Origin of the sequence: Affinirhizobium helianthi, from assembly GCF_042680945.1 — a bacterium.
GTDB classification, from domain to species: Bacteria; Pseudomonadota; Alphaproteobacteria; order Rhizobiales; family Rhizobiaceae; genus Neorhizobium; species Neorhizobium helianthi.
The window spans coordinates 177435-201223 of the sequence record NZ_JBHUEQ010000015.1 but is presented as its reverse complement, the minus strand read 5'-3'; the positions used below and the strand labels follow the sequence as shown (position 1 = coordinate 201223).

19 protein-coding genes, 1 pseudogene and 2 riboswitches are annotated in these 23789 nt (G+C 57.3%); of the genes and pseudogenes, 10 read left to right on the top strand and 10 right to left on the bottom strand.

Annotation, left to right across the window (positions count from 1 at the left end):
- The first annotated feature begins 11 nt into the window (after positions 1–11).
- A complete protein-coding gene (locus ACFSE1_RS08565) occupies positions 12–1619 on the top strand; it encodes a bifunctional aspartate transaminase/aspartate 4-decarboxylase (protein ID WP_377399299.1) in 1608 nt (535 codons plus the stop codon).
- 124 nt (positions 1620–1743) lie between these two features.
- Here the strand turns inward: ACFSE1_RS08565 and ACFSE1_RS08560 are convergent, their stop codons facing one another.
- Positions 1744–2196 (bottom strand): MarR family winged helix-turn-helix transcriptional regulator, encoded by a 453-nt coding sequence (locus ACFSE1_RS08560; RefSeq protein ID WP_377399296.1) that lies wholly within the window; start codon positions 2194–2196, stop codon positions 1744–1746.
- 131 nt (positions 2197–2327) lie between these two features.
- On the opposite strand from ACFSE1_RS08560, the gene ACFSE1_RS08555 reads away from it, so the two are divergent.
- On the top strand, positions 2328–3779 hold the full coding sequence (locus ACFSE1_RS08555) for an aldehyde dehydrogenase (protein ID WP_377399293.1): 1452 nt from the start codon (positions 2328–2330) through the stop codon (positions 3777–3779).
- Positions 3780–3814: 35 nt separating this feature from the next.
- Entirely contained in the window at positions 3815–4645 is an 831-nt protein-coding gene (locus tag ACFSE1_RS08550; protein ID WP_377399290.1) for a p-hydroxycinnamoyl CoA hydratase/lyase, read from the top strand.
- A gap of 48 nt (positions 4646–4693) precedes the next feature.
- Here the strand turns inward: ACFSE1_RS08550 and ACFSE1_RS08545 are convergent.
- Together ACFSE1_RS08545 and ACFSE1_RS08540 are read right to left on the bottom strand one after the other, a co-directional pair.
- Positions 4694–6062, bottom strand: a pseudogene (locus ACFSE1_RS08545) (IS3 family transposase).
- Positions 6063–6136: 74 nt separating this feature from the next.
- Positions 6137–8380 (bottom strand): glycoside hydrolase family 2 protein, encoded by a 2244-nt coding sequence (locus ACFSE1_RS08540; RefSeq protein WP_377399287.1) that lies wholly within the window; start codon positions 8378–8380, stop codon positions 6137–6139.
- Positions 8381–8643: 263 nt separating this feature from the next.
- Positions 8644–8792: riboswitch (FMN riboswitch) on the top strand.
- A 123-nt stretch (positions 8793–8915) separates the two neighbouring features.
- On the opposite strand from ACFSE1_RS08540, the gene ribB reads away from it, so the two are divergent.
- Positions 8916–9551, top strand: coding sequence for a 3,4-dihydroxy-2-butanone-4-phosphate synthase (gene ribB, locus ACFSE1_RS08535; protein ID WP_377399284.1), 636 nt, complete (start codon positions 8916–8918; stop codon positions 9549–9551).
- 145 nt (positions 9552–9696) lie between these two features.
- On the opposite strand, the gene ACFSE1_RS08530 is transcribed toward ribB, so the two are convergent.
- From ACFSE1_RS08530 to ACFSE1_RS08520, 3 genes are read right to left on the bottom strand one after another with little or no spacing between them, the layout of a single operon-like run.
- Entirely contained in the window at positions 9697–10458 is a 762-nt protein-coding gene (locus tag ACFSE1_RS08530; RefSeq protein WP_377399281.1) for an ABC transporter ATP-binding protein, read from the bottom strand.
- Positions 10455–11477: a FecCD family ABC transporter permease gene (locus ACFSE1_RS08525; RefSeq protein WP_377399278.1), complete on the bottom strand. Its 1023-nt coding sequence runs from the start codon at positions 11475–11477 to the stop codon at positions 10455–10457. The genes ACFSE1_RS08530 and ACFSE1_RS08525 overlap by 4 nt, the downstream gene beginning before the upstream one ends.
- 57 nt (positions 11478–11534) lie before the next feature.
- Complete coding sequence (locus ACFSE1_RS08520; protein WP_377399275.1) at positions 11535–12542, bottom strand: ABC transporter substrate-binding protein; 1008 nt, start codon at positions 12540–12542, stop codon at positions 11535–11537.
- A 133-nt stretch (positions 12543–12675) separates the two neighbouring features.
- Positions 12676–12872: riboswitch (cobalamin riboswitch) on the bottom strand.
- A 126-nt stretch (positions 12873–12998) separates the two neighbouring features.
- Here ACFSE1_RS08520 and ACFSE1_RS08515 point away from each other — a divergent pair.
- The gene (locus tag ACFSE1_RS08515) at positions 12999–14255 is read left to right on the top strand and encodes a glycerate kinase type-2 family protein (protein ID WP_377399272.1); all 1257 of its coding nucleotides are present in this window, start codon (positions 12999–13001) and stop codon (positions 14253–14255) included.
- Positions 14256–14445: 190 nt separating this feature from the next.
- Positions 14446–14574: a hypothetical protein gene (locus ACFSE1_RS08510; protein ID WP_377399269.1), complete on the top strand. Its 129-nt coding sequence runs from the start codon at positions 14446–14448 to the stop codon at positions 14572–14574.
- Positions 14575–14674: 100 nt separating this feature from the next.
- On the opposite strand, the gene ACFSE1_RS08505 is transcribed toward ACFSE1_RS08510, so the two are convergent.
- Together ACFSE1_RS08505 and katG are read right to left on the bottom strand one after the other, a co-directional pair.
- Positions 14675–14845 (bottom strand): hypothetical protein, encoded by a 171-nt coding sequence (locus ACFSE1_RS08505; RefSeq protein ID WP_377399266.1) that lies wholly within the window; start codon positions 14843–14845, stop codon positions 14675–14677.
- 237 nt (positions 14846–15082) lie between these two features.
- Positions 15083–17257 carry a catalase/peroxidase HPI gene (katG, locus tag ACFSE1_RS08500; protein ID WP_377399263.1) on the bottom strand — a complete coding sequence of 725 codons (2175 nt, stop codon included), beginning with the start codon at positions 17255–17257 and terminating at the stop codon, positions 15083–15085.
- A 177-nt stretch (positions 17258–17434) separates the two neighbouring features.
- On the opposite strand from katG, the gene ACFSE1_RS08495 reads away from it, so the two are divergent.
- From ACFSE1_RS08495 to ACFSE1_RS08480, 4 genes are all read left to right on the top strand, one after another.
- Positions 17435–18355, top strand: a complete 921-nt coding sequence (locus ACFSE1_RS08495; RefSeq protein ID WP_377399260.1) for a hydrogen peroxide-inducible genes activator — start codon at positions 17435–17437, stop codon at positions 18353–18355.
- 102 nt (positions 18356–18457) lie between these two features.
- Entirely contained in the window at positions 18458–19783 is a 1326-nt protein-coding gene (locus tag ACFSE1_RS08490; RefSeq protein ID WP_377399257.1) for a GGDEF domain-containing response regulator, read from the top strand.
- A 175-nt stretch (positions 19784–19958) separates the two neighbouring features.
- On the top strand, positions 19959–20642 hold the full coding sequence (locus ACFSE1_RS08485; protein WP_377399254.1) for a GntR family transcriptional regulator: 684 nt from the start codon (positions 19959–19961) through the stop codon (positions 20640–20642).
- A 157-nt stretch (positions 20643–20799) separates the two neighbouring features.
- Positions 20800–21756 carry an ROK family protein gene (locus tag ACFSE1_RS08480; RefSeq protein WP_377399251.1) on the top strand — a complete coding sequence of 319 codons (957 nt, stop codon included), beginning with the start codon at positions 20800–20802 and terminating at the stop codon, positions 21754–21756.
- A gap of 438 nt (positions 21757–22194) precedes the next feature.
- On the opposite strand, the gene kduD is transcribed toward ACFSE1_RS08480, so the two are convergent.
- Complete coding sequence (gene kduD, locus ACFSE1_RS08475; protein WP_377399248.1) at positions 22195–22938, bottom strand: 2-dehydro-3-deoxy-D-gluconate 5-dehydrogenase KduD; 744 nt, start codon at positions 22936–22938, stop codon at positions 22195–22197.
- Positions 22935–23759 (bottom strand): 5-dehydro-4-deoxy-D-glucuronate isomerase, encoded by an 825-nt coding sequence (gene kduI / locus ACFSE1_RS08470; RefSeq protein ID WP_377399245.1) that lies wholly within the window; start codon positions 23757–23759, stop codon positions 22935–22937. Before kduI ends, kduD begins: the two co-directional genes overlap by 4 nt.
- Between the last annotated feature and the right edge of the window lie 30 nt (positions 23760–23789).

Sequence of the window (23789 nt, the reverse complement as noted above, 5' to 3'; positions counted from 1 at the left end):
AGGAGAAGCACATGCAGACCGATTACAGCCGCTACGCCAAGCTTAGCCCTTTCGAGTTGAAGGACGAACTGATCAAGCTCGCATCCGGCAAGGCAAACCGCATGATGCTGAACGCCGGCCGTGGCAACCCGAACTTTCTTGCCACCCTGCCCCGCCGCGCATTCTTTCGCTTGGGCCTGTTTGCGGCAACGGAAGCGGAGCTCTCCTATTCCTACATGCCGCACGGAGTGGGCGGATTGGCCAGAATCGAGGGGATCGAGGCGCGGTTTGAACGTTTCACCGCAGAACACCGTGATCAACCCGGCGTACTGTTTCTGGCCCGGGCACTCAGCTATGTACGCGATCAGCTTGGGCTTTCGCCATCGGGCTTCCTGCATGAAATCGTCGAAGGCATTTTGGGCAGCAATTATCCGGTGCCGCCCAGAATGCTATCCGTGCACGAAGACATCGTGCGCAATTACATCGTCAAAGAAATGATCGGCGGCAATCTTTCAGCGGGTGATATCGACTTGTTTGCCGTGGAAGGCGGCACCGCCGCCATGGCCTATATCTTCCACACAATGAAGGAAAACCGCCTGATCGAACACGGCGATAAAGTGGCGATCGGCATGCCCGTCTTCACGCCATACATCGAAATCCCCGAACTGGAGGAATATGGCCTGGAGACAATTTCCATCAACGCCGATCCTGCCGACAACTGGCAGTATCCGGACTCGGAGCTTGAGAAACTGCGCGATCCGGCGATCAAGATGTTCTTCTGCGTCAATCCAAGCAATCCGCCATCGGTGAAGATGGACGATCGAAGCCTGGAAAGAGTCGCGCAAATCGTCCAGGACCGGCCGGACCTGTTCATCCTGACAGACGATGTCTATGGCACGTTCGCGGACGACTTCCGCTCCCTGTTCGCGCTGTGCCCGCAGAACACGATCCTTGTCTATTCCTTCTCCAAATATTTCGGTGCGACCGGCTGGCGGCTGGGCGTGATTGCAATGCATCGCCAAAATGCCTTTGACGAGAAACTTCGCCGCCTTTCCGAGGAGATCAAGGCAAGCCTCGACCGGCGCTACAGTTCGCTGGTGCCCGACGTGCGAAGCCTGAAATTCATCGACAGGATCGTGGCCGATAGCCGTGCGGTTGCACTCAATCACACGGCGGGGCTATCAACGCCGCAACAGGTGCAGATGCTGCTGTTTTCCCTGTTTTCGCTCATGGATGAAAGCGATGGATACAAGGCCGAGCTGAAGAAGCTGATCCGCCGCCGGGAAGCCGCGCTTTATCGTGAACTCGGCCTGCCACCGCAAAACGACGCCAATGCAGTGGACTACTACACACTGCTCGACCTTGAGGTCATTGCCCGGCAGCTTTATGGCGATGAGTTTGCGGCCTGGATCAAGCAAAGCTCGGACAGCCACGATGTTCTGTTCCGCATTGCTGACGAGACGGGCATTGTCCTGCTGCCAGGCCGCGGTTTCGGCACCCGGCAACCGGCCGGCCGTGCAAGTCTGGCAAACCTCAACGAATACGAATACGCCGAAATCGGCCGCTCCTTGAGAGCGCTTGCCGAGGAATCCTATCAGGAATTCCTCAAGACCAAGGGGAAGCAAAACGGCAAGACATAGCAGCTCTCTCCTGAATGCGTTTGCCCTCCCAAGGCAAAAGGTCCGGCTTGGCCAATCCTCAACCAGGCCGGCCACCCCCGTCGGGACGGTGCTTGAACACCGTCCCGACTGCGGCCAGGTCAGCTCAACCCTCATCGCTTTGCCAGATTCTGGCCAGAAGATCCCGCAACTGGTCGCGCTCGGCGCAAGACAGCCGCGCAAAGACCCGCTCCTCGTGCTGGCGCAACAAACTCAGCCATTGCTGCCCGGCTTTCATCCCTGCCTCCGTCGCAGAAAGCCTCTGCAAACGCTGATCCAGAGGATCCGCCTCACGCGCGACCAGGGATTTCCCCTCAAGCTCCGCCAGAATGGACACGATATTTGCCCGCTGCATTCCCAGCATCCGGCAAATCTCAGCGGACGTTGTTCCAGGGTGCTCAATAATCTTGGCCAGCACGCTTAGCGGCACAAGACGGGTGCCAAGGGGATCGAGGACGGAACTAGCCCCTTGCAGATCAATGATCGAGGCACGACGCAGATGGTAGCCGATCAGGTCTTCGAGGCGCAGGCTCTCCGATCCGTCCGGTTCGTGTTCCATCTTTTGCTTCATCCCACACCCGCATCTTTCACTTGCAAAATCCATATAGCTATGTGATATAGCAGTCAATCGCTATACCGTATAGCGTGTTGGCTGCCCGGGACTTGCCGGGCGCAATGGGAGGAGACTACATGCAACCCGTTCTTATGCGAATTGCCGGAAAAGCTCATTCTTCATCCAACGGAAAAACCTTCGCAAGACAGAATCCCGTGACCGGAGAAACTGCAAGCGAAGCTGCCGCGGCGACGGTGGCGGATGCCATTGCTGCTGCGGATGCCGCCGAGGCGGCGCTTCCTGCCTGGTCTTCTCTTGGTCCGAATGCGCGGCGCACCGCACTTTTGAAGGCGGCAGACGCGCTTTCTGCGCGCGCCGGCTCTTTCATCGAGACCATGGCCGCAGAAATCGGTGCAACCAAGGCCTGGGCAGGCTTCAACGTCATGCTTGCATCTTCGATGCTGCGCGAGGCCGCCGCTTTGACTACCCAGATTTCCGGTGAGGTTATTCCCTCTGACAAGCCGGGATGCCTTGCCATGGCCATCCGTGAACCTGCAGGTGTCGTGGTTGGTATCGCCCCTTGGAATGCGCCAGTCATCCTGGGCGTTCGCGCACTGGCCACACCGTTGGCCTGCGGAAACACCGTTGTGTTCAAGGCATCCGAAATCTGCCCGCGCACCCACGGCCTGATCGTTGAGGCACTGGAAGATGCGGGCCTGCCTGCGGGCGTGGTCAATCTGGTGACCAATGCGCCGGAAGATGCCGGAGAGATTGTCGGCGCGCTGATCGATCACCCCGCCGTTCGCCGCATCAACTTCACCGGCTCCACACGCGTTGGCCGCGTTATTGCCGAGCGTGCGGCCCGTCAATTGAAGCCCGTTCTTCTGGAACTCGGCGGAAAGGCACCGCTGCTTGTCTTGAAGGATGCCGATGTGGATGAAGCGGTGAAAGCCGCGATCTTTGGCGCTTTCTTCAATCAGGGCCAGATCTGCATGTCCACGGAACGGATCATCGTTGCGCCGGAAATTGCCGATGAATTCGTTTCGAAGTTCACCGCGCGCGCCGCTGAACTCAAGGCTGGCGATCCAAGCGAAGGCAAGGCTCCTCTGGGAGCAGTGGTCGATGTACGCACCGTACAGCGCGTGGAAGCCCTGATCGCCGACGCGCGCCAGAAAGGTGCAGTCGTGACCAGCGCTGGTGCCACTGAGGGCGTGTTGATGCCTGCCCAGGTGGTGGACCGTGTGACCTCCGAGATGGAAATCTATTCCGAAGAAAGCTTCGGTCCGGTGGTCGCCATTCTGCGCGCCAAGGATGAAGAAGACGCCATCCGGCTGGCCAATGACACCGAATATGGTCTCTCGGCCTCTGTGTTCAGCAAGGACACCGCGCGCGCCCTTTCCGTTGCCCGCCGTATTCGGTCCGGCATTTGCCATGTGAATGGTCCGACCGTTCACGATGAAGCTCAGATGCCCTTCGGCGGCACCAAGGCTTCCGGCTATGGCCGCTTCGGCGGTCGTGCAGGCATTGCCGAATTTACCGAGCTTCGCTGGATCACCATGGAAACACTGCCCGGTGCCTTCCCGCTTTAAAACTGCTGCTTTTCAATTATGGAATGGAGGCCGCTATGGCCAATGATGTCGATACAGTTGCCTATGAGGTTGCCGATGGCATCGCCTGGGTGAAGTTCAATCGCCCAGACAAGCGCAACGCCATGAGCCCGACCCTGAACAGGGCGATGATGGACGTTCTCGACGAGCTGGAGTTCCGCAGCGATGTGGGCGTTCTGGTTCTGACGGGTGAGGGTGCCGCCTGGACCGCTGGCATGGATCTCAAGGAGTATTTCCGTGAGACCGAGGCTGAAGGGCTGAAGGGCGTTCGCCGCTCGCAACGGGAAAGCTATGGCTGGTGGCGGCGCTTGCGCTGGTACCAGAAGCCGACCATTGCCATGGTCAACGGCTGGTGCTTCGGCGGCGGTTATGGCCCGCTCTTCGCCTGCGATCTGGCCTTCGCCGCGGATGAGGCGAAATTTGGCCTCTCCGAGATCAACTGGGGCATTCTGCCCGGTGGCGGCGCGACGAAGGTTGCGGTGGAGTTGCTGCCTTTCCGCAAGGCCATGTACCACGCCATGCTGGGAGAGCCGATCGATGGCAAGACAGCAGCGGATTGGGGCCTGGTCAACGAAAGCCTGCCTTTGGCACAGCTTCGCGAGCGCGTCACGTCGGTTGCCAAGGCCCTGCTCGAGAAGAACCCTGTTGCGCTGAAAGCAACCAAGGATGCAGTCCGCCGCGTCGGCGTCATGACCTATGACGAGGCGGAAGACTATCTGGTGCGTGCGCAAGAGGCCGCCAATTCCTACGACAATGAAGGCCGCAAGGAAGGCATTCGTCAGTTTATCGACGAGAAAACCTACAAGCCGGGCCTTGGCGCTTACGACAAAAGCAAAAGCGCAAAGTGAAACAGGAAGAACCCCGCCTCGTGAACTGACCCCATAAAGTTGGACGGTTCATAGGCTAGGGCGATTTAAGGGCTGGGTTCTGTATTGCACAGGGCTCAGCTCTTTAAGTTTCAGCTTGATGCGGTCGTTGTTGTAGTAGCGGATGTAGTCCTCAATTCCGTCTCGCAAGTTTTCGATGTTCTCGAATCGATTGGGATAAAAGAACTCGGATTTGAGGGTGGCGAAGAAGCTCTCCATGGCGGCATTGTCCAGGCAGTTGCCCTTGCGGGACATGCTTTGAGCGATATTACGACTGTCCAGCATGCGACTCCAGGCGGGCATCTGATACTGCCATCCCTGATCGGAATGCAGGATTGGCCTGTCTTCGTCGTCCAGCACCGCCAATGCCTTGTCGAGCATGGTCTTGACCAAGGTAAAGATCGGCCGCCTTGCCGTCTCGAAAGCAATGATCTCCCCGTTATGGAGGTCCATGACGGTGAGAGGAAGAGTTTCTCGCCAGCGACGCTGAACTCGGTGACATCAGTCACCCACTTCTGATGCATGTGCTCGGCGCTGAACCGGCGCTTTATCAGGTCCGGGGCTATGCGCCCGGCTTGGCCTTTATAGGAACGGTACTTCTTCGGTCGGACCACAGACTTCAATCCCATCTCGGCCATCAGCCGCTGGACGGTCTTGTGATTGACCACCTGTCCGAGGCCCCGAATTGCAACCGTCACCCGACGATAGCCATAGCGCCCCTTGTGGGCGTCGAAGATCGTTCTGATGCTCGCCTTCAATGCAGTATGCCGGTCGCCCGCCGACAGCACCTTTTGTCGATAATAGAACGTGCTGCGTGCCAGACCCGAGAGCTTCAGCAAGCCTGCGAACGGATGGAGTGGCCTTAACGCCTGGACGGCTTGCGTCCGTTCGGCGTTTGACGCGCCTGCGTTAAGGCCTCCAGTTTTTTTAGGTAATCGTTCTCCATGCGCAGATAGGCCAGCTCTGCCAAGAGCTCTTCGCGGCTCTTGGCCGCGTCGTTCTGTGGCCTGTCCGATCCAGGGGCTGCGGTGGGTGGCTCGGGCATCAATCGCTGCCTTCCTTTCCGACGCGGGGCCAAGGCCTCAATGCCGCCGCGCTCATATCGATCCTCCCAGACAGACAGGCAAGCCGCGCTGCGTATGTTGAAAAGCGCGGCCACTTGCCGATGGGACAAGCCATCCTTCCACATTCGTTCAAGGACCGACAGCCTGAACTGCGCATCGTAGTGGCTCAATTTCTTAGAAAGGCCGCCCAGACCATGGGCAGCATGGCTTGCCACCCACTTGCGAACCATCGAATGGTCAAGGCCGAAGTGCAAGCCCACCTCACGAAAGCTCCGCTTGCCGTCGCCGTAAAACGCAACGACATCCTGCTTGAAAGGCACACTATATTTGGACATGAAAAACCCCCGAGGTTGGAGGTCCAACTTTCGGGGGTCAGTTCACGAAGCGCGGGGTTCTTCTTAAATTACGGTCAGTTGATCGAGAAATTCAAGCTTGCCTCGCCCATCTGCTCCGACCGAGCCGTGAGGCGCAATTCCCCCGGCCCCTCCCCGGCCTCAACATAGGTGGCGATCACTCCACCCTTGAAGCTGACAATCCGGGGACCAAGCAGACGACCGGGGCCTTCCAGCGAAAGCTCAACCGCTTCCATGAAGAAGGGCAGCACATTGCCAGCCTGATCAAGTGCTCTCAGAACAACACGCACCGTGTCCTTGGCTGCCGCAGCGAGGTTCGTCGCATCCGCCTCAATCTGCAATGACGTTGGAAGAGGATTGGCCAGCACGCGGAGGGTTTTCACCGGGCGACCGTCGACAAAGCCGGTGATTTCACCGTCGCCCCAGGTCATGCCCCATTCCCCGAATTCCTCCGCAGTCACCATGTCGCGATTCAAGACGCATGGCGGGTGTGGAAGATGAGGGTATGTCTTGCGGTCAGGATCGATGCGCTTCGTGACGGAGCCGATCTTGATTTCCACGTAGTCGCAATTGGTCAGGATGATCAACGGCAGGACACCGCCAATATTTCGCTCGCCCCGCGCCCAGAACGTCACGGGCTGAAGCACGATTCCGCCTGAGGGATCCCCTTGGGAAGCGTAGGCAGCAGCAGCAAATTTCGGCTCGCGATGGATATCAAGCACGCCATGATAACAAATGCGATCGCCCGAGCCGAAATCCTTGTGCGTGTTGTAATCGAACATGCACCAGCCAATGCAGCCTGCTGTTGAAGACGTTCCGGCAGCCTCGTTGAGGATCATGAGGTGACGGGTCACATGCTCAGCCTGACGCTGCTCCTGATCGAACCGCTTGGTCGGATACATATGGCCGCCATATTCGGTAATGAGGTAAGGTACTGTTTTGCAAAGCCCCGTCACCTCCTGCTGATTGCGCAGCACAATGCGTTCGCGGTTATGCCCCGGCATTTCCTCCATGCCCAGAATGAAATCATTCATGGTGTAAACGTCTTCAAGCAGCTCGCTATCGGTAATGTAGCGGACACCACCCGTGGGACGCGTGCGGTCCAGTTCTCGCGCCAGCGCATTGGTGCGGCTGTAAAAGTCGTGATCATCCTGGCTCTCGTTTATCCGCACGCCCCAGATAATGATCGATGGATGGTTCCAGTCCCGCTCAATCATGCGACGGACATTCTCGACAGACTCTTCCTTCCAGGCCGCACCGCCAATGTGCTGCCAGCCTGGAATTTCCTCAAAGACCAAAAGCCCGATTTCATCGCAACGGTCGAGGAAATAGGGAGATTGCGGATAGTGTGAAGTGCGCACGACATTACATCTCAATTCGTGCTTCAGAATCTCCGCATCCTTCTCCTGACCCCGCTTTCCCATGGCATAGCCGATATGCGGCCATGATTGGTGGCGGTTCAGCCCCCTCAGCTTGACGGTCTGGCCGTTCAGCCTGAACCCTTCCGGCGTGAACTCTACCGAACGAAAGCCGAAGCGAGTTTGCCATTCGTCTGTGCCACAGGTAGTTTCCAGCGTGAGATGCAGCGAATAGAGGGTGGGGTTATCGAGATCCCAAAGCCGAATGTCATCAAGATCGATCATTTCGATGCGGGCTTCAGTACCATTCACCTCTAATTGGGCAGTGGCGATGGGCTCTCCCCCGCAGTCGAGCAACTTTGCCCGCAATTGCCCCTGAACAGGAAGGTTTTGAGCGTTCGACAGAGTTACTTCAGCCGTCAGGCTCTTGCGCTCCGAAAGGACATTTGGCGTTTCGATTTTCGCATTGCGCAGGAAAACAGGCGCAGTAACCCTCAGCCAGACATCGCGATAAAGACCCGCATAGGTCAAATAATCGATCACACCGCCAAACGGCGGTATTGCAGGATTTTCACGTCCATCGATTCTCACTGTCAGCAAATTCCGCCCTCGACGAAGAAAAGGGGTCAGGCGCGCCTCGAATGGCGTATAGCCATCCCTGTGCGCGCCAACCAGCTCACCATTCAGAAACACACGGGCATCTGCCATGGCTCCATCGAAGACAAGACTGACCTCCTGCCCTTCAAAGTCTGGTCGCCAATCCAGATGCTTCTGATAGGTGAATTCCGCCTGATAGGCCTTCTCATCGAGATAGTTGTAGGGCAACTCTACTGCGGTGTGGGGCAATCGGACAGTTTCACCTTCTTGCTCTTGCCCGATCCAGCTTTCCTTGAAGCCGGCAAGAAAAGTCCAGTTTCCACCAAAATTCTCAATGATCCGCACGCCTGAAATCTCCCAATCTGACAGCGGCCCGGCTTTAAAGATGCGTGCCACCTCGTGAGATGAGCCTAACTACCGCCATTGCAGCACACAAGTGATATGACAAGCTTTCCCGGCATGTATGAACACACATTATCTATCAGCCGCCCATCAAGCCAGAACCGAGATTTCAGACAGGCCGGTGAATGAGCAGCGCGCAGAACGCACTGTTTCTATCGAGGATCGTAAAAGGACTTGCATTTTATCAGCCTGCCTCCTTATCTTGATAGGGTTCTCAGGGCGGGGCGAAATTCCCCACCGGCGGTAACAGGAGCGATCCTGAAGCCCGCGAGCGCTTGATGGCTCGCCATCAAGGTCAGCAGATCCGGTGTAATTCCGGGGCCGACGGTTATAGTCCGGATGAAAGAGAGCAAGCAGATAGCGCCTCCATGCCTATGGAGCGTGTTCGTGCCTGTTCGCCCAAGGGCAGTTTTCAGTGTGCCGCAAGCACACAAGAACACAGCCGAGAAATCGGCTTAACCCTTGAAAGGCAATGAAAATGAGTTTTTCTACCATTGATGAAGCAATCGCTTCGATAAAGGCCGGCAAGATGATCGTGGTTGTTGACGATCATAGCCGCGAAAATGAAGGCGATATCATTGTCGCCGCCGATGCCACAACACCTGAACATATCGCTTTCATGATGAGCCAGGCGCGCGGCCTGATCTGCATCGCGATGGAAGAAGAGCGTATCGACGCGCTTGAACTGCCGCTGATGGTGCCGAACAATACTGAGCTGCACAAAACGGCCTTCACCGTATCCGTCGATTACCTGCCGGGAACGACGACCGGAATTTCGGCAGCGGATCGAGCTGCAACCATTCGAGCGCTTGTCGATCCTGCCGCCAAGCCCGAAGAATTTGCCCGGCCTGGCCACATGTTCCCGCTGCGGGCAAATCCCGGTGGTGTTCGTGCTCGCCCCGGTCACACAGAAGCCGCCGTCGAACTGGCGCGACTTGCCGGCCGCTATGCAGCAGGCGTGATCTGCGAGGTGGCGAAAGAGGATGGCACGATGGCGCGGCTGCCTGATCTCATGATTTTTGCGAAACAGCATGGACTTCCGCTGATCGCGATCGAAGACCTCATTGGCTATCTGAACGCCCGGGATGGCGTGAGCGCGTCCGAAGCGGCTTGATGCCAATGCGTGAGGCGATCTGACCACTTTCCGCTTCATGCTTCAGGTCTTTGGTCTTCCCCGTGTCGCGCAAACCGCTGCACAGTTTGCGCGGCACATCTGGAAACAGCGTCTGGGAGGGTTCTGTTTCGACATTTGCAGATTGCTACATCAGGAACTGGATATGCAGGCGCCCGTGATATTCCGATTTCGCCACATGCGCCTCGACCTTGAAGACCCTTGCAATCAGCTCTTGGGTCAGGATCTCCAGGGGCGATCCGCAAGCGACCAGCTTTCCCTCTTCCAGCACGGCAATGGCATCGCAAAAGCGTGCAGCCAGATTGAGGTCATGGATTGCAACCACGGTCGTGACCGAAAGTCTTGCAACGAGCCGCAGAATTTCGATCTGATGCTGGATATCGAGATGGTTCGTTGGCTCATCAAGAATGAGGATCGAAGGCGATTGCGCGAGTGCCCGGGCCAATTGCACACGTTGGCGCTCTCCGCCTGAAAGCGTGTGCCAGTGCCGGTCACGGTGCTGCTCAAGCCCGACATGCGCAAGCGCCTCTTCCACGATCTGCTCATCGTCCTCGCTCCATGCCGAGAACGCGGAGCGGTAAGGCGTCCTGCCCAATCGCACCACATCGAGCACCGTCACGCTGGCTTCCGTCGACGGATGCTGCTCAACGACGGAGACACGACGCGCCAGCTCCCGCCGCCCAAAGCGGGTGATGGCCTTACCGTCAAGCATGACCGCGCCACCACTCGGGGCTCGCAGACCGGCCAGCAGCCGGATGAGCGACGACTTGCCAGAACCGTTGGGGCCAATCAGGCCGAGCGTCTGCCCGGTCTCAACATGAAGCGTCACCTCATCTACGATCAGCCGCCCGCCGGACGTCCATTTCACGCGCTCAGCACCCAGCATCATGCTTCCCTCCTGGCCCTGAACAGGATCAGGGAAAAGAAGGGCACGCCGACCAATGCAGTGACCACCCCGATGGGCAGGATCTGCGGTGCAATGATGATGCGGGAGACGATATCTGCGACCACCATGAACAGGGCACCCGCGAGGGCACAGGCAGGCAAAAGCCGCAAGTGCTGTGGCCCGGTCACAAAACGGACCGCATGAGGAATGACAAGGCCGACGAAGCCAATTGCACCAACGATGCTGACAAGCGTGGCGGTCATGAGTGCCGTTGCCAGCAACAGCAATACCCGCACACGGCGAACCGGAATACCGAGAGAGCGGGCCGCATCCTCCCCGAATGTGAAGGCATCCAGCGCCCGTGAGTGCCAGAGGCAAACCAGCAGCCCACCGCTGACAACGGCTGCGGCTGCGGCCACATCTGGCCAGCGCACGCCGGAAAAACTGCCAAGCAACCAGAACATGACGCTGCGTGCCTGCTCAGCATTGGCAGAGGTGGAGACGATATAGGATGTCAGGGCACTGAATAACTGGGAGGCCGCCACCCCCGCCAGAATCGTGCGGTCCGCCGACTGCCTGCCTCGGGTCAACATGATTACAAAGAGAAATGCGATGAGGGCACCACAAAAGGCGCCGAAGGATAGAGAAATCGTCCCGGCTCCTACGCCAAGCAGCATTACGGCGACCGCCCCGGTTGAGGCCCCGGCAGAAATGCCCAGCACATAGGGTTCTGCCAGAGCATTGCGCAGAAGCGATTGGAGAATGGCACCGGATAGCGCCAGCCCGGCGCCGCAGAATGTTGCCAACAAAGCGCGGGACAATCGATAATCCCAGATTACCGCCTCCTGAATGCGCGGAACCGGGATCTGCGTCAAGCCGAGGCGATTGGTGATTGCAGCCGCTACGTTTGCCAGCGGCATGGTCATCTCTCCCACCGCGACGGCGGATAGAATGGCAATGGCAAGCGCGATCATCACCATGACGGCACAGACCACTGCCAATCCGGTTTTACCGCGCCTCATGGCTCACCCCGCCCGATGGACGGGGTGCAGAAAAAGGTGCGAAACTCGCCGGCCACCTCAGTTCTCCAAACCGAACTGATTGATCGCCTTTGCCAACACCTCGATTCCATCGATAGTGCGGATTGTCGGGTTCATGGATTGTGCATCCATCATCACGAAACGCTTTGCCTTGACGGCCGTCATCTGACTGGTGACAGGATCGGACTGGAGGAACTGCAGCTTCACAGCCGGGTCGTCTGCTGGAAAACGCCTGCGGTCCATGGTTGCGATGACAATGACGGCCGGATCTGCCTGTGCAATGGTTTCCCATCCCACGAGCGGCCATTCTTCCTCGGTCGCGACAACATTGCTTGCGCCGATGCTCTTCAGGATATAGGCGGGGGCGCTGTTTTTGCCCGCAATGAACGCATCGCCCTTCGTTTCCTTGCTGGAGAACCAGAAGACGATAGGCAGGTTTTTGGCCTTTGCCCCGGCAATGCTGGCTGTCGCGGCCGCTTCACGCGCCTTCAGTTCCGCAATCAGCGCCTGTCCCCGGTCTTCGACGTCGAATATCTTCGAAAGCTCATCGATTTCACGATAGATGAGATCCATCGTGAATAGCTCTTTCCGCACGCCATCCCCGCCATCGACATTCGTTTTCGCTACGCAATCCGCTGGCGAAATATAGGTATTGATGCCGATGTCTTGGAATTGCTCTCGTTTGCCGACAGAACCCATCGGACCGATATGCCACTCGAACTCCGCAGCAACCAGATCCGGCTCCAGCCCGACAACGGATTCGAAGCTGGGATCGTTATCGGCAAGACGCTTGATGCCTGCATTGACCTGAGAAAACTGAGGAAGCACAGGCCCAACCCAGACTGCAGTGCCTGCAACCTTATCCGCAAGCCCCAGCGAGTAAAGTACTTCCGTCATGCCCTGACCGATCGATACGATCTTGGCAGGCGCTTTCTCGAAAGTGACCTTTCGTCCGCAATTTTCGACCGTCAGAGGATACTGGGTGGAACCAGCAAAAGCCCAGCTGGGCAAAGCCGCAACAAAAGCGGCAATCAGCGCGATTTTCATGTCCTGTCCTTTGAATGCTTGGGTTCATGGGCAGGAGCGTACAGTGCCGTTTCTTCGGCATGCACAAACATGGCGTGCGAAATCATCGCATGCGACATCGAATTCTCTCCCTGCCGGAGCCCCTCGTCCGGTGTTGGTTGGTCTGGCCACGGCAGGTCTCCTGACTTGCGGCTCGAGCGCAACCCCATCCCTTCCCGATCCAAGATCAGTGGTCACAATGAGGCGCTTGCCGCTTACAGTTGCGAGGGCAGTCCCGGAATGGGTTCTTGCGAACCTGCACCGTGTTCCCTTTTCATCTGCGAATGCAGAACCGTAGCAACGCACTGATAGGGATGCAAAGATGGCTTGTCCAGACGCTTTCGCGCCTGGATTGAAGATTAAACTTGCCTTCTTCATTCAATACTTTTTCTCTCGGGTTGACCGGGATAGGAACACAAGCAGACGGGATAAGAGCTTATGAAACATCGAGATTTACTGATAAGCCTTTTCAATGCTGCGGTTCAGGCGGCAGAACCCGCCAAAGGGATGGCGAGGTTTCTCCCCTCACCCCCGGCAAGCGGAAGAACAGTGGTCATTGGCGCTGGCAAAGGTGCAGCGCAAATGGCAGCAGCTCTGGAGAGCTTGTGGCCCTCACCGCTGGAAGGCGTGGTTGTCACCCGTTACGGCTATGGCTGCAAGACTCGCAACATTGAAGTGCTGGAAGCTGCCCATCCCGTACCCGACACAGCAGGGCTGCACGCGACAGAGCGACTTTTTGCAGCCATTTCCTCGCTGGGGCCTGACGATCTGGTCATTGCCCTGATCTGCGGCGGCGGCTCAGCCTTGCTACCAGCGCCACCGGTGGGCCTCTCTCTCGCCGATGAAATTGCGCTCAACGAGGTCCTGCTCGCTTCCGGGGCACCAATTTCGGTGATGAACACGGTTCGCAAACACGTATCGCGCATCAAGGGAGGCAGGCTGGCGGCGGCAACCCGGGCAAAGGTCGTAAGCCTCATCGTGTCAGATATTCCAGGCGACAATGCCGCCCATGTCGCGTCCGGGCCAACGGTTCCAGACCCCTCTACCCGGGAGGAGGCGCTCGCTCTTGTCGATCATTTCGGTCTTCACCTGCCAGACAACGTCATGGCGCATCTTCGCTCCCCTGCAGCGGAGGCTCCAGGACCGGAGGATCCTGCCTTTCAACGCAACGCACATCATATCATCGCCTCGGCAGGCATATCTCTGGAAGCTGCGGCTTCTATCGCTGAAGCAAAAGGATACACGCCCTATCTTCTTTCCGATTCAATGGAGGGGGAAAGCCGTGATATCGCGCTTGCTCACGCCGCTCTCGTCCGTGAAACGATCGGCAAGAACCGCCCGTTTCGGCGCCCCGCCGTCTTGTTGTCGGGCGGCGAGACAACAGTAACGCTGCGAACGAAGAGCGGAAAGGGTGGCCGCAACAGCGAATTTGCCCTGGCTCTGGCGCTGGCATTGGAAGGTCAAAGTTTCTGCGCACTTGCCGCCGATACGGACGGTATCGACGGATTTGGCGATCATGCTGGCGCATTTTGCGATGGTACGACAGCAACACGCCTGAGACGCCTCGGCCTCGATGGAAGACAGAGGCTCGCGCAAAACGACAGCTTCACGGCATTCGAAGCACTTGGTGATCTGTTCGTGACGGGACCAACTGGCACGAATGTCAACGATTTCCGCGCGATCGTCATCGACTGAACAGGGGATCGTTGCGCTTTCCACCACCGGCGATGAAACTGCAAGGCGACGGTCTTCCCTATGCTGGCCGTTTATGTCCTGGTCACGATACAGATCAATTCCCGTGCTCGACGACTGTCCGGATAGAACCCTCGAAGGAAAGAGAGTGCTGGTGGTGGCAGGCAGGCAAGACCCGCTCCGGGGAAAGAGCGTGCAGCTTCACGAGAAGCTGGCATCCTGTGGAGCGACGGTCACGTCTGCGGATCTTCCAGCAGATCACCGGCTGGTGGACGAAGATGCCGGGATCGTCAGGCAATGGCTGCACTCCATCGACCTGTAGTCTGCTTTGCTCATGGCTGAACTGAAAAGGGCCGCCTGCGAGTGGGCGACCCTTTTGCTCTATCCTGGCATCTCTCGTTCAAGCGACACCGCGACGTACTTTAAGTGTTGTTCTCGCTTTGGCGAACTTCGCGCTCTGCCTTTTCCTTGGTTGCGCTTGTCGAGCCTTCATTGGCGTGCGCGTCCGGGCCAGCAGTGATGACACCCCGGTGAGGATTATCACTGTGCGGATTATCCTGATCTGACTGTGGCTTCTTCTGGTCGTTGCTCATCCAAAACTCCTCGGTTTCGGTCCCTCAACGATCCGTCTCGCCACTTGGTTCCCCGGATATGGTCTTGGCGTCATACGATCGAAATTGCGCGCCGGATGGCTTGCTCCTTTGCGGGTTGCCTTATGTTGGGCAGCGCCACGCCGCTCCCGCCCCTGGCGCCTGTAGCCGAGTCAATAAAAAAGCCTCTCCCGATGGGCGGCGGGAGAGGCTGCTTAAAACGCTGGATGAACGATCCGATTAGATCAGATCGAAACGATCCGCGTTCATCACCTTGGTCCAGACGGCAACGAAGTCCCTAACGAACTTTTCCTTGGCGTCGTCCTGCGCATAAACTTCTGCATAGGCGCGAAGAACCGAGTTGGAACCGAATACCAGATCCACGCGGGTGGCCGTGTGCTTGACGGCACCGGACTTGCGATCGCGGATCTCGTAAGTGTTGCTGCCGGTTGGAACCCAGCTGTATGCCATGTCGGTCAAGGTGACGAAGAAGTCATTCGTCAAGGTGCCGGCACGGTCGGTAAACACGCCGTGCTGCGTGCCGCCGAAATTGGTTCCCAGCACACGCATGCCGCCAATCAGGACGGTCATTTCATGCGCAGTGAGACCGAGGAGCTGTGCGCGATCCAGGAGGATTTCTTCCGGGCTGACGACATAGTCCTTCTTCACGAAGTTACGGAAACCATCAGCCAGTGGCTCCAGCGGAGCGAAGCTATCGGCATCAGTCTGTTGCGCCGTCGCATCGCCACGACCGGGTGCGAAGGGAACCTCAATGGCAAAGCCTGCTGCCTTGGCAGCCTGCTCGACACCATAGGAACCAGCCAGAACGATCACATCGGCTACGCTTGCACCTGCTTCTGCTGCAATCGGCTCAAGAACCGAGAGAACCTTTGCCAGACGCTCGGGTTCGTTCGCGACCCAGTCCTTCTGCGGAGCGAGACGGATGCGTGCACCATTGGCACCACCACGCATATCGGAGCCGCGATAGGTGCGGGCGCTATCCCAGGCAGTGGCAACCATGTCCGAGATCGTCAGACCCGATGCAGCAATCTTCGCCTTGACGGCGGCGACATCATAATCCTTGCGGCCAACGGGAACCGGATCCTGCCAGATCAGGTCTTCCTTCGGCACGTCCGGACCGATCCAGCGCGCCTTCGGTCCCATGTCGCGATGGGTCAGTTTGAACCAGGCGCGAGCGAAGGTTTCCGAGAAGTAGTTCGGGTCCGCCATGAACTTCTGGCAGATGGCGTTGTAGGCCGGATCGACCTTCATGGCCATGTCTGCGTCCGTCATCATCGGCATGCAGCGGATCGAGGGGTCCTCGACATCCACCGGCATGTCTTCTTCCTTGATGCTGACAGGCTTCCACTGCCAGGCACCGGCCGGGGACTTGGTGAGTTCCCAGTCATGACCGAACAGCATGTCGAAATAGCCCATGTCCCACTTGGTCGGGTTGGTGGTCCATGCACCTTCAATGCCGCTCACCACGGTATCGCGGCCAATGCCGCGGCCCTTGGTGTTCATCCAGCCCAGGCCCTGGAATTCCGCGCCAGCCGCTTCCGGATCGGCGCTCAAGTTCGCCGCGTCACCGTTACCATGCGATTTACCGATGGTGTGGCCGCCTGCAGTCAGGGCAACGGTTTCTTCATCGTTCATTGCCATGCGGGCGAAGGTTTCGCGGATCTGAGCAGCTGTCTTCAGCGGGTCAGGATTGCCGTTCACGCCCTCCGGGTTCACATAGATGAGACCCATCTGCACTGCTGCCAGCGGGTTTTCCATGGTTTCCGGCTTGGCAACATCTTCGTAACGGTTGTCGGAAGGCGCGAGCCACTCCTTTTCCGAACCCCAGTAGATGTCCTTTTCAGGATGCCAGATATCTTCGCGACCGAAGGCGAAGCCATAGGTCTTCAGGCCTGCGACTTCGTAGGCAATCGTGCCCGACAGCACCATAAGGTCCGCCCAGGAAATCTTGTTGCCGTACTTCTTCTTGATCGGCCACAACAGACGGCGGCCCTTATCCGTATTGACGTTGTCCGGCCAGCTGTTCAAAGGCGCAAAACGCTGGTTACCGGTGCCTGCACCGCCACGCCCGTCTGCGAGACGGTAGGAACCGGCAGCATGCCAGGCAACGCGGGCAAACATGCCGACATAGCTACCCCAATCGGCCGGCCACCAATCCTGGCTCTCGTTCATCAGAGCGCGCAGATCGTTCTTCAACGCTTCGACATCAAGCTTCTTCAGCTCTTCACGGTAGTTGAAGTCCTTGCCGAGCGGATTGGTCTTGGTATCGTGCTGATGCAGAATGTCGAGGTTCAGCGCATTGGGCCACCAGTCCATTACGGACTTGCCGGTTGCCGTGTTGCCGCCGTGCATGACCGGACATTTGCCAGCCGAATTTGTTTTGTGTGCGTCCATAGCGTCCTCCGACGAGCTTAAATCAAGCTTGAATTCACAGATTGTACGAACTTCAAATGGTTGGCCGCATCGTGGCGGCAGACAACGTCATCAAGAACTTCTTTCACGAGGCACCGCTACCAAACGAGTTCCATAAATTCCAATTGTATATTCTAACCGGTGCGATATGGTGAGATTATGAATGGTCTGACGATGAAGCACCTGCGCTATTTCGAAGCGCTTTCCCGTTTGAGGCACTTCGGACGTGCTGCAGAGGCATCCGCCATTTCGCAACCTGCCCTTTCGGTGCAGATCCGGGAACTGGAAGAATTGATCGGCGCACCTTTGGTCGAGCGCGGCAGCCGACAAATCCGGCTGACCGGCCTCGGAGAAGAATTTGCGGAGCGCGCGCGCACCATATTGCATCTCGTTGACGACCTGGGAGACCTTGCCCGTAATGCAACCGGCCCCTTGCGGGGACGGCTGCGGCTTGGGGTCATTCCAACCGTGGCGCCCTATCTTTTGCCAGAGGTCATCAAGACCCTTACCCTCAACTATCCTGGCCTGGATCCGCGCCCGCGTGAGGCCATCACACAGCGTCTGATAGAAGACCTGATGGAAGGGCGCCTGGATCTCGCCATTGTCGCATTGCCTGTCTCGGAACCCGCCCTTGAGGAATTCCCGCTTTTCGAAGAGGAATTCGTGCTGGTTCGGCCCAAGGAAGACGAACACAAACCGGTTCCGAGTTCTGACAGGTTGCAGGAAATGCGGCTTCTTCTGCTTGAGGAAGGACATTGCTTTCGCGATCAGGCTCTCTTCTACTGCAACATTTCCACCTCACCGCCACGCGATCTGATGGAAGGCAGTTCCTTGTCAACGCTGGTTCAGATGGTCGGAGCCGGAATTGGTGTCACCCTCATACCGGAAATGGCCGTGGCGATCGAAACACGATCCGCAGACGTGTCCGTTTCGCGTCTCGCCGAGCCGCGCCCACGTCGGCGCATCGGCATGGTCTGGCGCAAAACAAACCCGCTTTTCGCACCGTTTTCGCAAATCGCCGATGTTGTGCAGCAGGTTGGGCTTCTCAAACAGAGAGATGGCGCGACGTATGAGCGATAGATCACATGATGAAAGGGTTGGAAAACGGGGTTTGCAAGCTTTCCATAATGCTTTACAGGTCGGCCCCACTCCCGGTCCGGACGTAAATTAGATGCTCTGCACATGAATAAATTCAGTCTAGATATGGACTCTTGCAGCAGCAGAGGTGAGCCGGAGCACATTCTACTCGTCGAAGATTCTGCATCTCTTGCCAATCTGATGCGTGGCAAGCTTGAGGCACGCCTCAATGCTATTGTTCACATCTATAGAAGCTTCAACGATACGCAGAACGCCCTTCAACAGCAAGAATTTACATTGGCAGTGACCGGCCTCAATCTGCCAGACGCCCCCAATGGCGAAATTCTTGATCTTCTGGCGCAATCAGGTGTTCCCACCATTCTCTTCTCGGCATCCATCGTCGAGGATCTCGCAAAGAACTACGCCGCCCGCCGTTTGATCGATTATATCGTGAAGGAGGGGCAAAGCTCGGTAGACCGTGTGGTTGCCGCCGCAGGCAGGATCATCGAAAACCGCTCTGTCTCCATCCTCGTCGTGGACGACATGAACATCATGCGTTCCGATCTTGTGGGCTTCCTCAAGAGGCAGAATTTTCGTGTCCATTCCGCGACGACCGGGCGGGACGCACTCCAGATCATGCAGGACGATCCGTCAATCGAACTGGTTTTGACCGATTACTTCATGCCCGACATGGACGGTTTCGAGCTGACGAAGGAAATTCGGGCAAGGCATGGCTCCGATCGCATTCGGATCATCGGCATATCGTCATCTTCCGATCGCCATCTCTCCGCATCCTTTCTCAAGGCGGGCGCTTCCGATTTTCTCTACCGGCCCTTCCTGCCGGAAGAGCTTCAATGCAGGATCGACAACAATGTGGAAACGCTGCTTCAGTTGAAGCGCCTGCGTTATCTGGCAGAGCGCGACCCACTGACCAGTCTTTACAATCGGCGAGCCTTCTTTGAACGCGCTGCCGTCTACGTCGAACAATTGCGTGACGACCAGGAGAGCGGGACGGTTGCCATTCTCGATATCGATCACTTCAAGCGCATCAACGATTCCTACGGCCACGAAACAGGCGACCGGGTGCTGAGAACAATGGCGTCTCTCCTGCGGGAAGAGGAGCAGCAACGGGGCATCCTTCCCGCCCGCCTTGGCGGAGAGGAATTTGTTCTGCTTTTTCCAAAGCGCAATTCCGAAACGGCCCAACAGCAAGCAGAAACTCTATTGAAGCGGGTCCGCACGCATGCGTTTGCCTCACCGGAAGGCGTGTTTCGTCTGACGGCATCCGTCGGAATGGTCGCCCTGGTACCGGGGGAAACGCTGGACAACCAGCTGAATGGTGCAGACCAGATGCTTTACCTGGCCAAAAAGAACGGCCGGGATCGAATATGCAGTGACCAGACACTCGAGGATTTCATCATCTCGTCCTAAGTCAAAACAAACAGAAGAGAGCATTCCCGGTGATCTTCCTGTGATCGGAAACACTCTTGGGGCTCCGCCCGGCGAGTGGGCGGATGACGCGCGTGTCACATTGATATAAACGCTTGATGGAAAACTGCCTTCATCGAGCTGAGGCGGGGCTGAAACAAGCGGGGTTTAGCACCGGATGAAAAAGACTGTGACAGTTGGCAATGCTGAACCGGCTGGCGAAGTGGTCCTCACACTGGCGGAAAGCCTTGCTGGCCGCATCAGAGACAAAGTCATTTCGGGGATTCTTCCGCCCGGCAGCCATCTGTCTGAAGTTGCTTTATGCGAAGAACTGGGCGTCTCGCGCAATACCTTGCGTGAAGTCTTTCGTCTTTTGACAAAGGAAGGCCTGCTGAAGCATGAGGCGAACCGCGGCGTCTTCGTCAACACGCCCAGCATGTCCACCATTGTTGACATCTACAATCTGCGCCGGATGATCGAATGTCAGGCGCTCGCTGAGGCTGATCCCCGCCATCCGGCGGTCGAAAAAATGCGGGCTTCGGTCGAAGCGGCTATGGTGCATCGGCAGAACGGACAATGGTTGAGTGCCGGAACCGACGACATTGCGTTTCATGCAGCCATCGTTGAACTGGCGGATAGCCCCCGCCTGAACATGTTCTTTGCGCAGATTTCCCTGGAATTGCGATTGGTCTTCGGTCTGTTGCACGACCCTGAATATCTGCATGCGCGCTACGTCGATAAAAACCAGATGATCCTCGAGCAGCTGGAGGCGGGGCAGACAGCAGAAGCCTCGAAAACCCTGCGGGATTATCTGTTCGATGCAGAACGTTTCATTCTCGCAGCCTATACCCGGTTAGGCTAGGGTAAGGGCGCCGCTGAAAAGACTCACATCCTGAGAGCATTGCCGCAGATTTTACACCTCTTATCGCATTCATCTTATCTCATACGACACCCAGAAGATGGCTCAGACCCTCGAGCCGCGGGGCGACCTCTCAGACGACCTTGAACCAGGACGAAGCATGACCGACCAGTTTTCCACAACGGTTTCAGACACAGCGCCGCGTATGAAGGAAGGCACATATGCGATTGGCATCGATCTCGGCGGCACCAAGATCATCGGCGGTCTGGCGGATTGTGGCGGGCATCTTCTGGCAGAACTCACGGAGCCGACAGAAAACGGCCCAGACGCTCCGGTTTTGCAACAAATTGTGCGGCTGAGCGAAAGGCTGGCATCGCTGGCGGGCATCGCTCTGAAAGACGTCGCGGGCATGGTCATAGGCATTCCCAGTGCCGTCTCGCCAGATACTGGCCTTGCCTCGCTTTCACCCAATCTCTGCCTGCCGGAAGATCAGCCGCTCCAGACTCTTCTTGAGCAGGCCCTGCCATTCCCCGTCACAGTCGAGAATGATGTGAACCTCTCTGCATTCGGTGAAGCACAGGCAAGGCCGCCAAAGGATCGGCAATCTCTTGTCTTCGCTTCTTTCGGCACCGGTGTTGGCATGGGCATCGTCATTGAAGGCAAGATTGTGCGCGGCGCCTTCGGACGGGCTGGCGAGATTGCCTATCTTCCCTTTGGTTCCGATCCGCATGCCGGCGCGGAGGTCAATCCAGATGGATTGTTCGAAGCCGTCGTCGGCACGGCTGGCATCCGTCAACGTTTTGCGCGTGGGGGCGAAACGGTTGCCGACATCTTCGCCCGCGCAGCCAGAGGCGAGCAAGATGCACTGAATGCCATTGAAGAAACAGCCCGCACTGCCTCAATTGGCATCGCATCTGTGCTGACGCTGATCGATCCTCAGCTGATCGTCATCGGCGGCGGTATTGGTTCGCAAGCAGTCTTTCAGGACAAACTTCGGGCCTATACGCAGCGACTGCTGCCTTTCCCAATTCGCATGGAACCAAGCAGATATTCAGCAAAGGCAGGGCTGATGGGCGCCACTGCACTGGCCGTCGATCTTTTGCAACGCGTCCGTTGAACCCGCCTCGCTCGCAGTGTTCACGATCAGGAGTTGGGGAATTATTTGAAATGCTTTTGGACGTTTCCTCAATCGTCAAGAATCGCAACGGTGCCATAGGCTCCCACTTCTGCGCTTGTGCAGATGCAATCTTGCAGATAATCGGGGCTCCACGGCCTCACATAGTCGGGGTGTGGAGAAACTGAACTGCTAAGGCCCTTGTACGGGCGAAATGACGGGGCTCTGGCAATTGCCATAGGACAATCGACATCACCCTGTCATACAGGATGAACCGAAACGTCCGGCACTGTCCCGCACTTCGATTTAATGTCGCTAGTAATCTGTGGTGGACAGACGCTAGAGCATGTCCACGAAAATTGCTTCAGCGGTTTTGCCTGCGGATTCTGTGAAACCAAAAAGGTGGAGCATTTTAGGCAGCCCGGCTCTGAGCCTAATTCTCTAGCGCGCCAGCCAGCCACCATCGACATTTAAGACTGCCCCGTGGATGTAGTTTGCCGCCGATGAGGAGAGAAAAACGGCGGCACCGGCAATATCCTCCGGCTGGCCCCAGCGGTTCGCGGGAATCCTTTCCAGAATAGCTTTGTTACGGGCAGGATCCACACGCAGTGCCTCGGTATTGTTGGTTTCGATGTAACCGGGAGCAATGGCGTTGACATTGATGCCCTTGGCCGCCCACTCATTGGCCAGAAGCTTTGTCAGACCAGCCACACCATGTTTGGCTGCCGTATAGGACGGCACACGAATCCCGCCCTGAAACGACAATAGTGACGCGATATTCACCACTTTGCCGTCCTGCCCCCTCGCCATCAGTTCCTTTGCAAATGCTTGCGTGGTGAAGAAAAGCGCCTTGAGGTTGACATCCATCACCTCATCCCAATCGCTCTCGGTAAAATCCACTGCATCGGCTCTGCGAATGATCCCGGCATTGTTTACGAGAATGTCGAAGCCTTGGCCGGAGAACACATCGCGTGCCGCCATTGGATTGGAAAAATCGAGGTCCAGAGAAGAGGCTTTGCTTCCCTGGCTGGCGATGATTTTAAGCGTTTCTTCGGGCGAGCGGCGCGCAGCGCAGACGACCTCCGCTCCGGCGGCGGCCAGAGCGACAGCAATCGACTGTCCAAGCCCGGTATTGGAGCCCGTAACCAGTGCCTTACGGCCCTTGAGCGAAAATACATCCGTCATTTCAAGTCGCTCGGCTGAATGAAATCCATATCTGTATAATCGACATTGTCACCTGCCATGGCCCAGATGAAGGTGTAGGAGCCGATGCCTGCGCCGGAATGAATAGACCAGGGCGGCGAAATTGCACCTTCTTCGTTGGAAATGAACAGGTGGCGCGTTTCCTGCGGCTCGCCCATCAAGTGAAGCACACGCGATTTTTCATCCATCCCGAAGTAAAGATAGGCCTCCATACGGCGATCATGCACGTGGGACGGAATGGTGTTCCACACGGAACCGTCCTCAAGCGTTGTATAGCCAAGAACGAGCTGGCAGCTCTCCATGACGAGAGGATGGATAAACTGATTGATGGTGCGCTTGTTGGAGGTCTCAACGGCACCCAGCTTGACTTCCTTGCTGTCGGCAAGCGTAATCAGCCTGGCTGGCAGGGTGCGATGGGCAGGGCAGGAAACGATGTAGTAGCGCCCCTTACCTGCAAATGTCACCTGGCCACTGCCTGCTCCGAGGTAGAGAACGTCGCCCCGGTTCAATGTGTATGTTTCGCCGCCAGCAGAAACGGTCCCTGCCTCGCCAATGTTGACGATGCCCATCTCGCGTCGATCCAGGAAGGAAGGTGTCTTGGTCTCCTCCACCCTGTCCAGCGTAAGAGACGCGCCTGCCGGAACCGCACCTCCCATGACGAACCGGTCGTAATGGGTGTAGATGAGGCGGATTTCGCCGGGGCGGAACATATCCTGCGCCAGAAAATGACGGCGTAGCCCTTCTGTATCCAGGCTCTTGGCGTGCTCAGGGTGAACGGCCTGACGTGTTTCAACGGTCAGCATGAAACTCCTCCCAATCCAGTGCGACAAAAT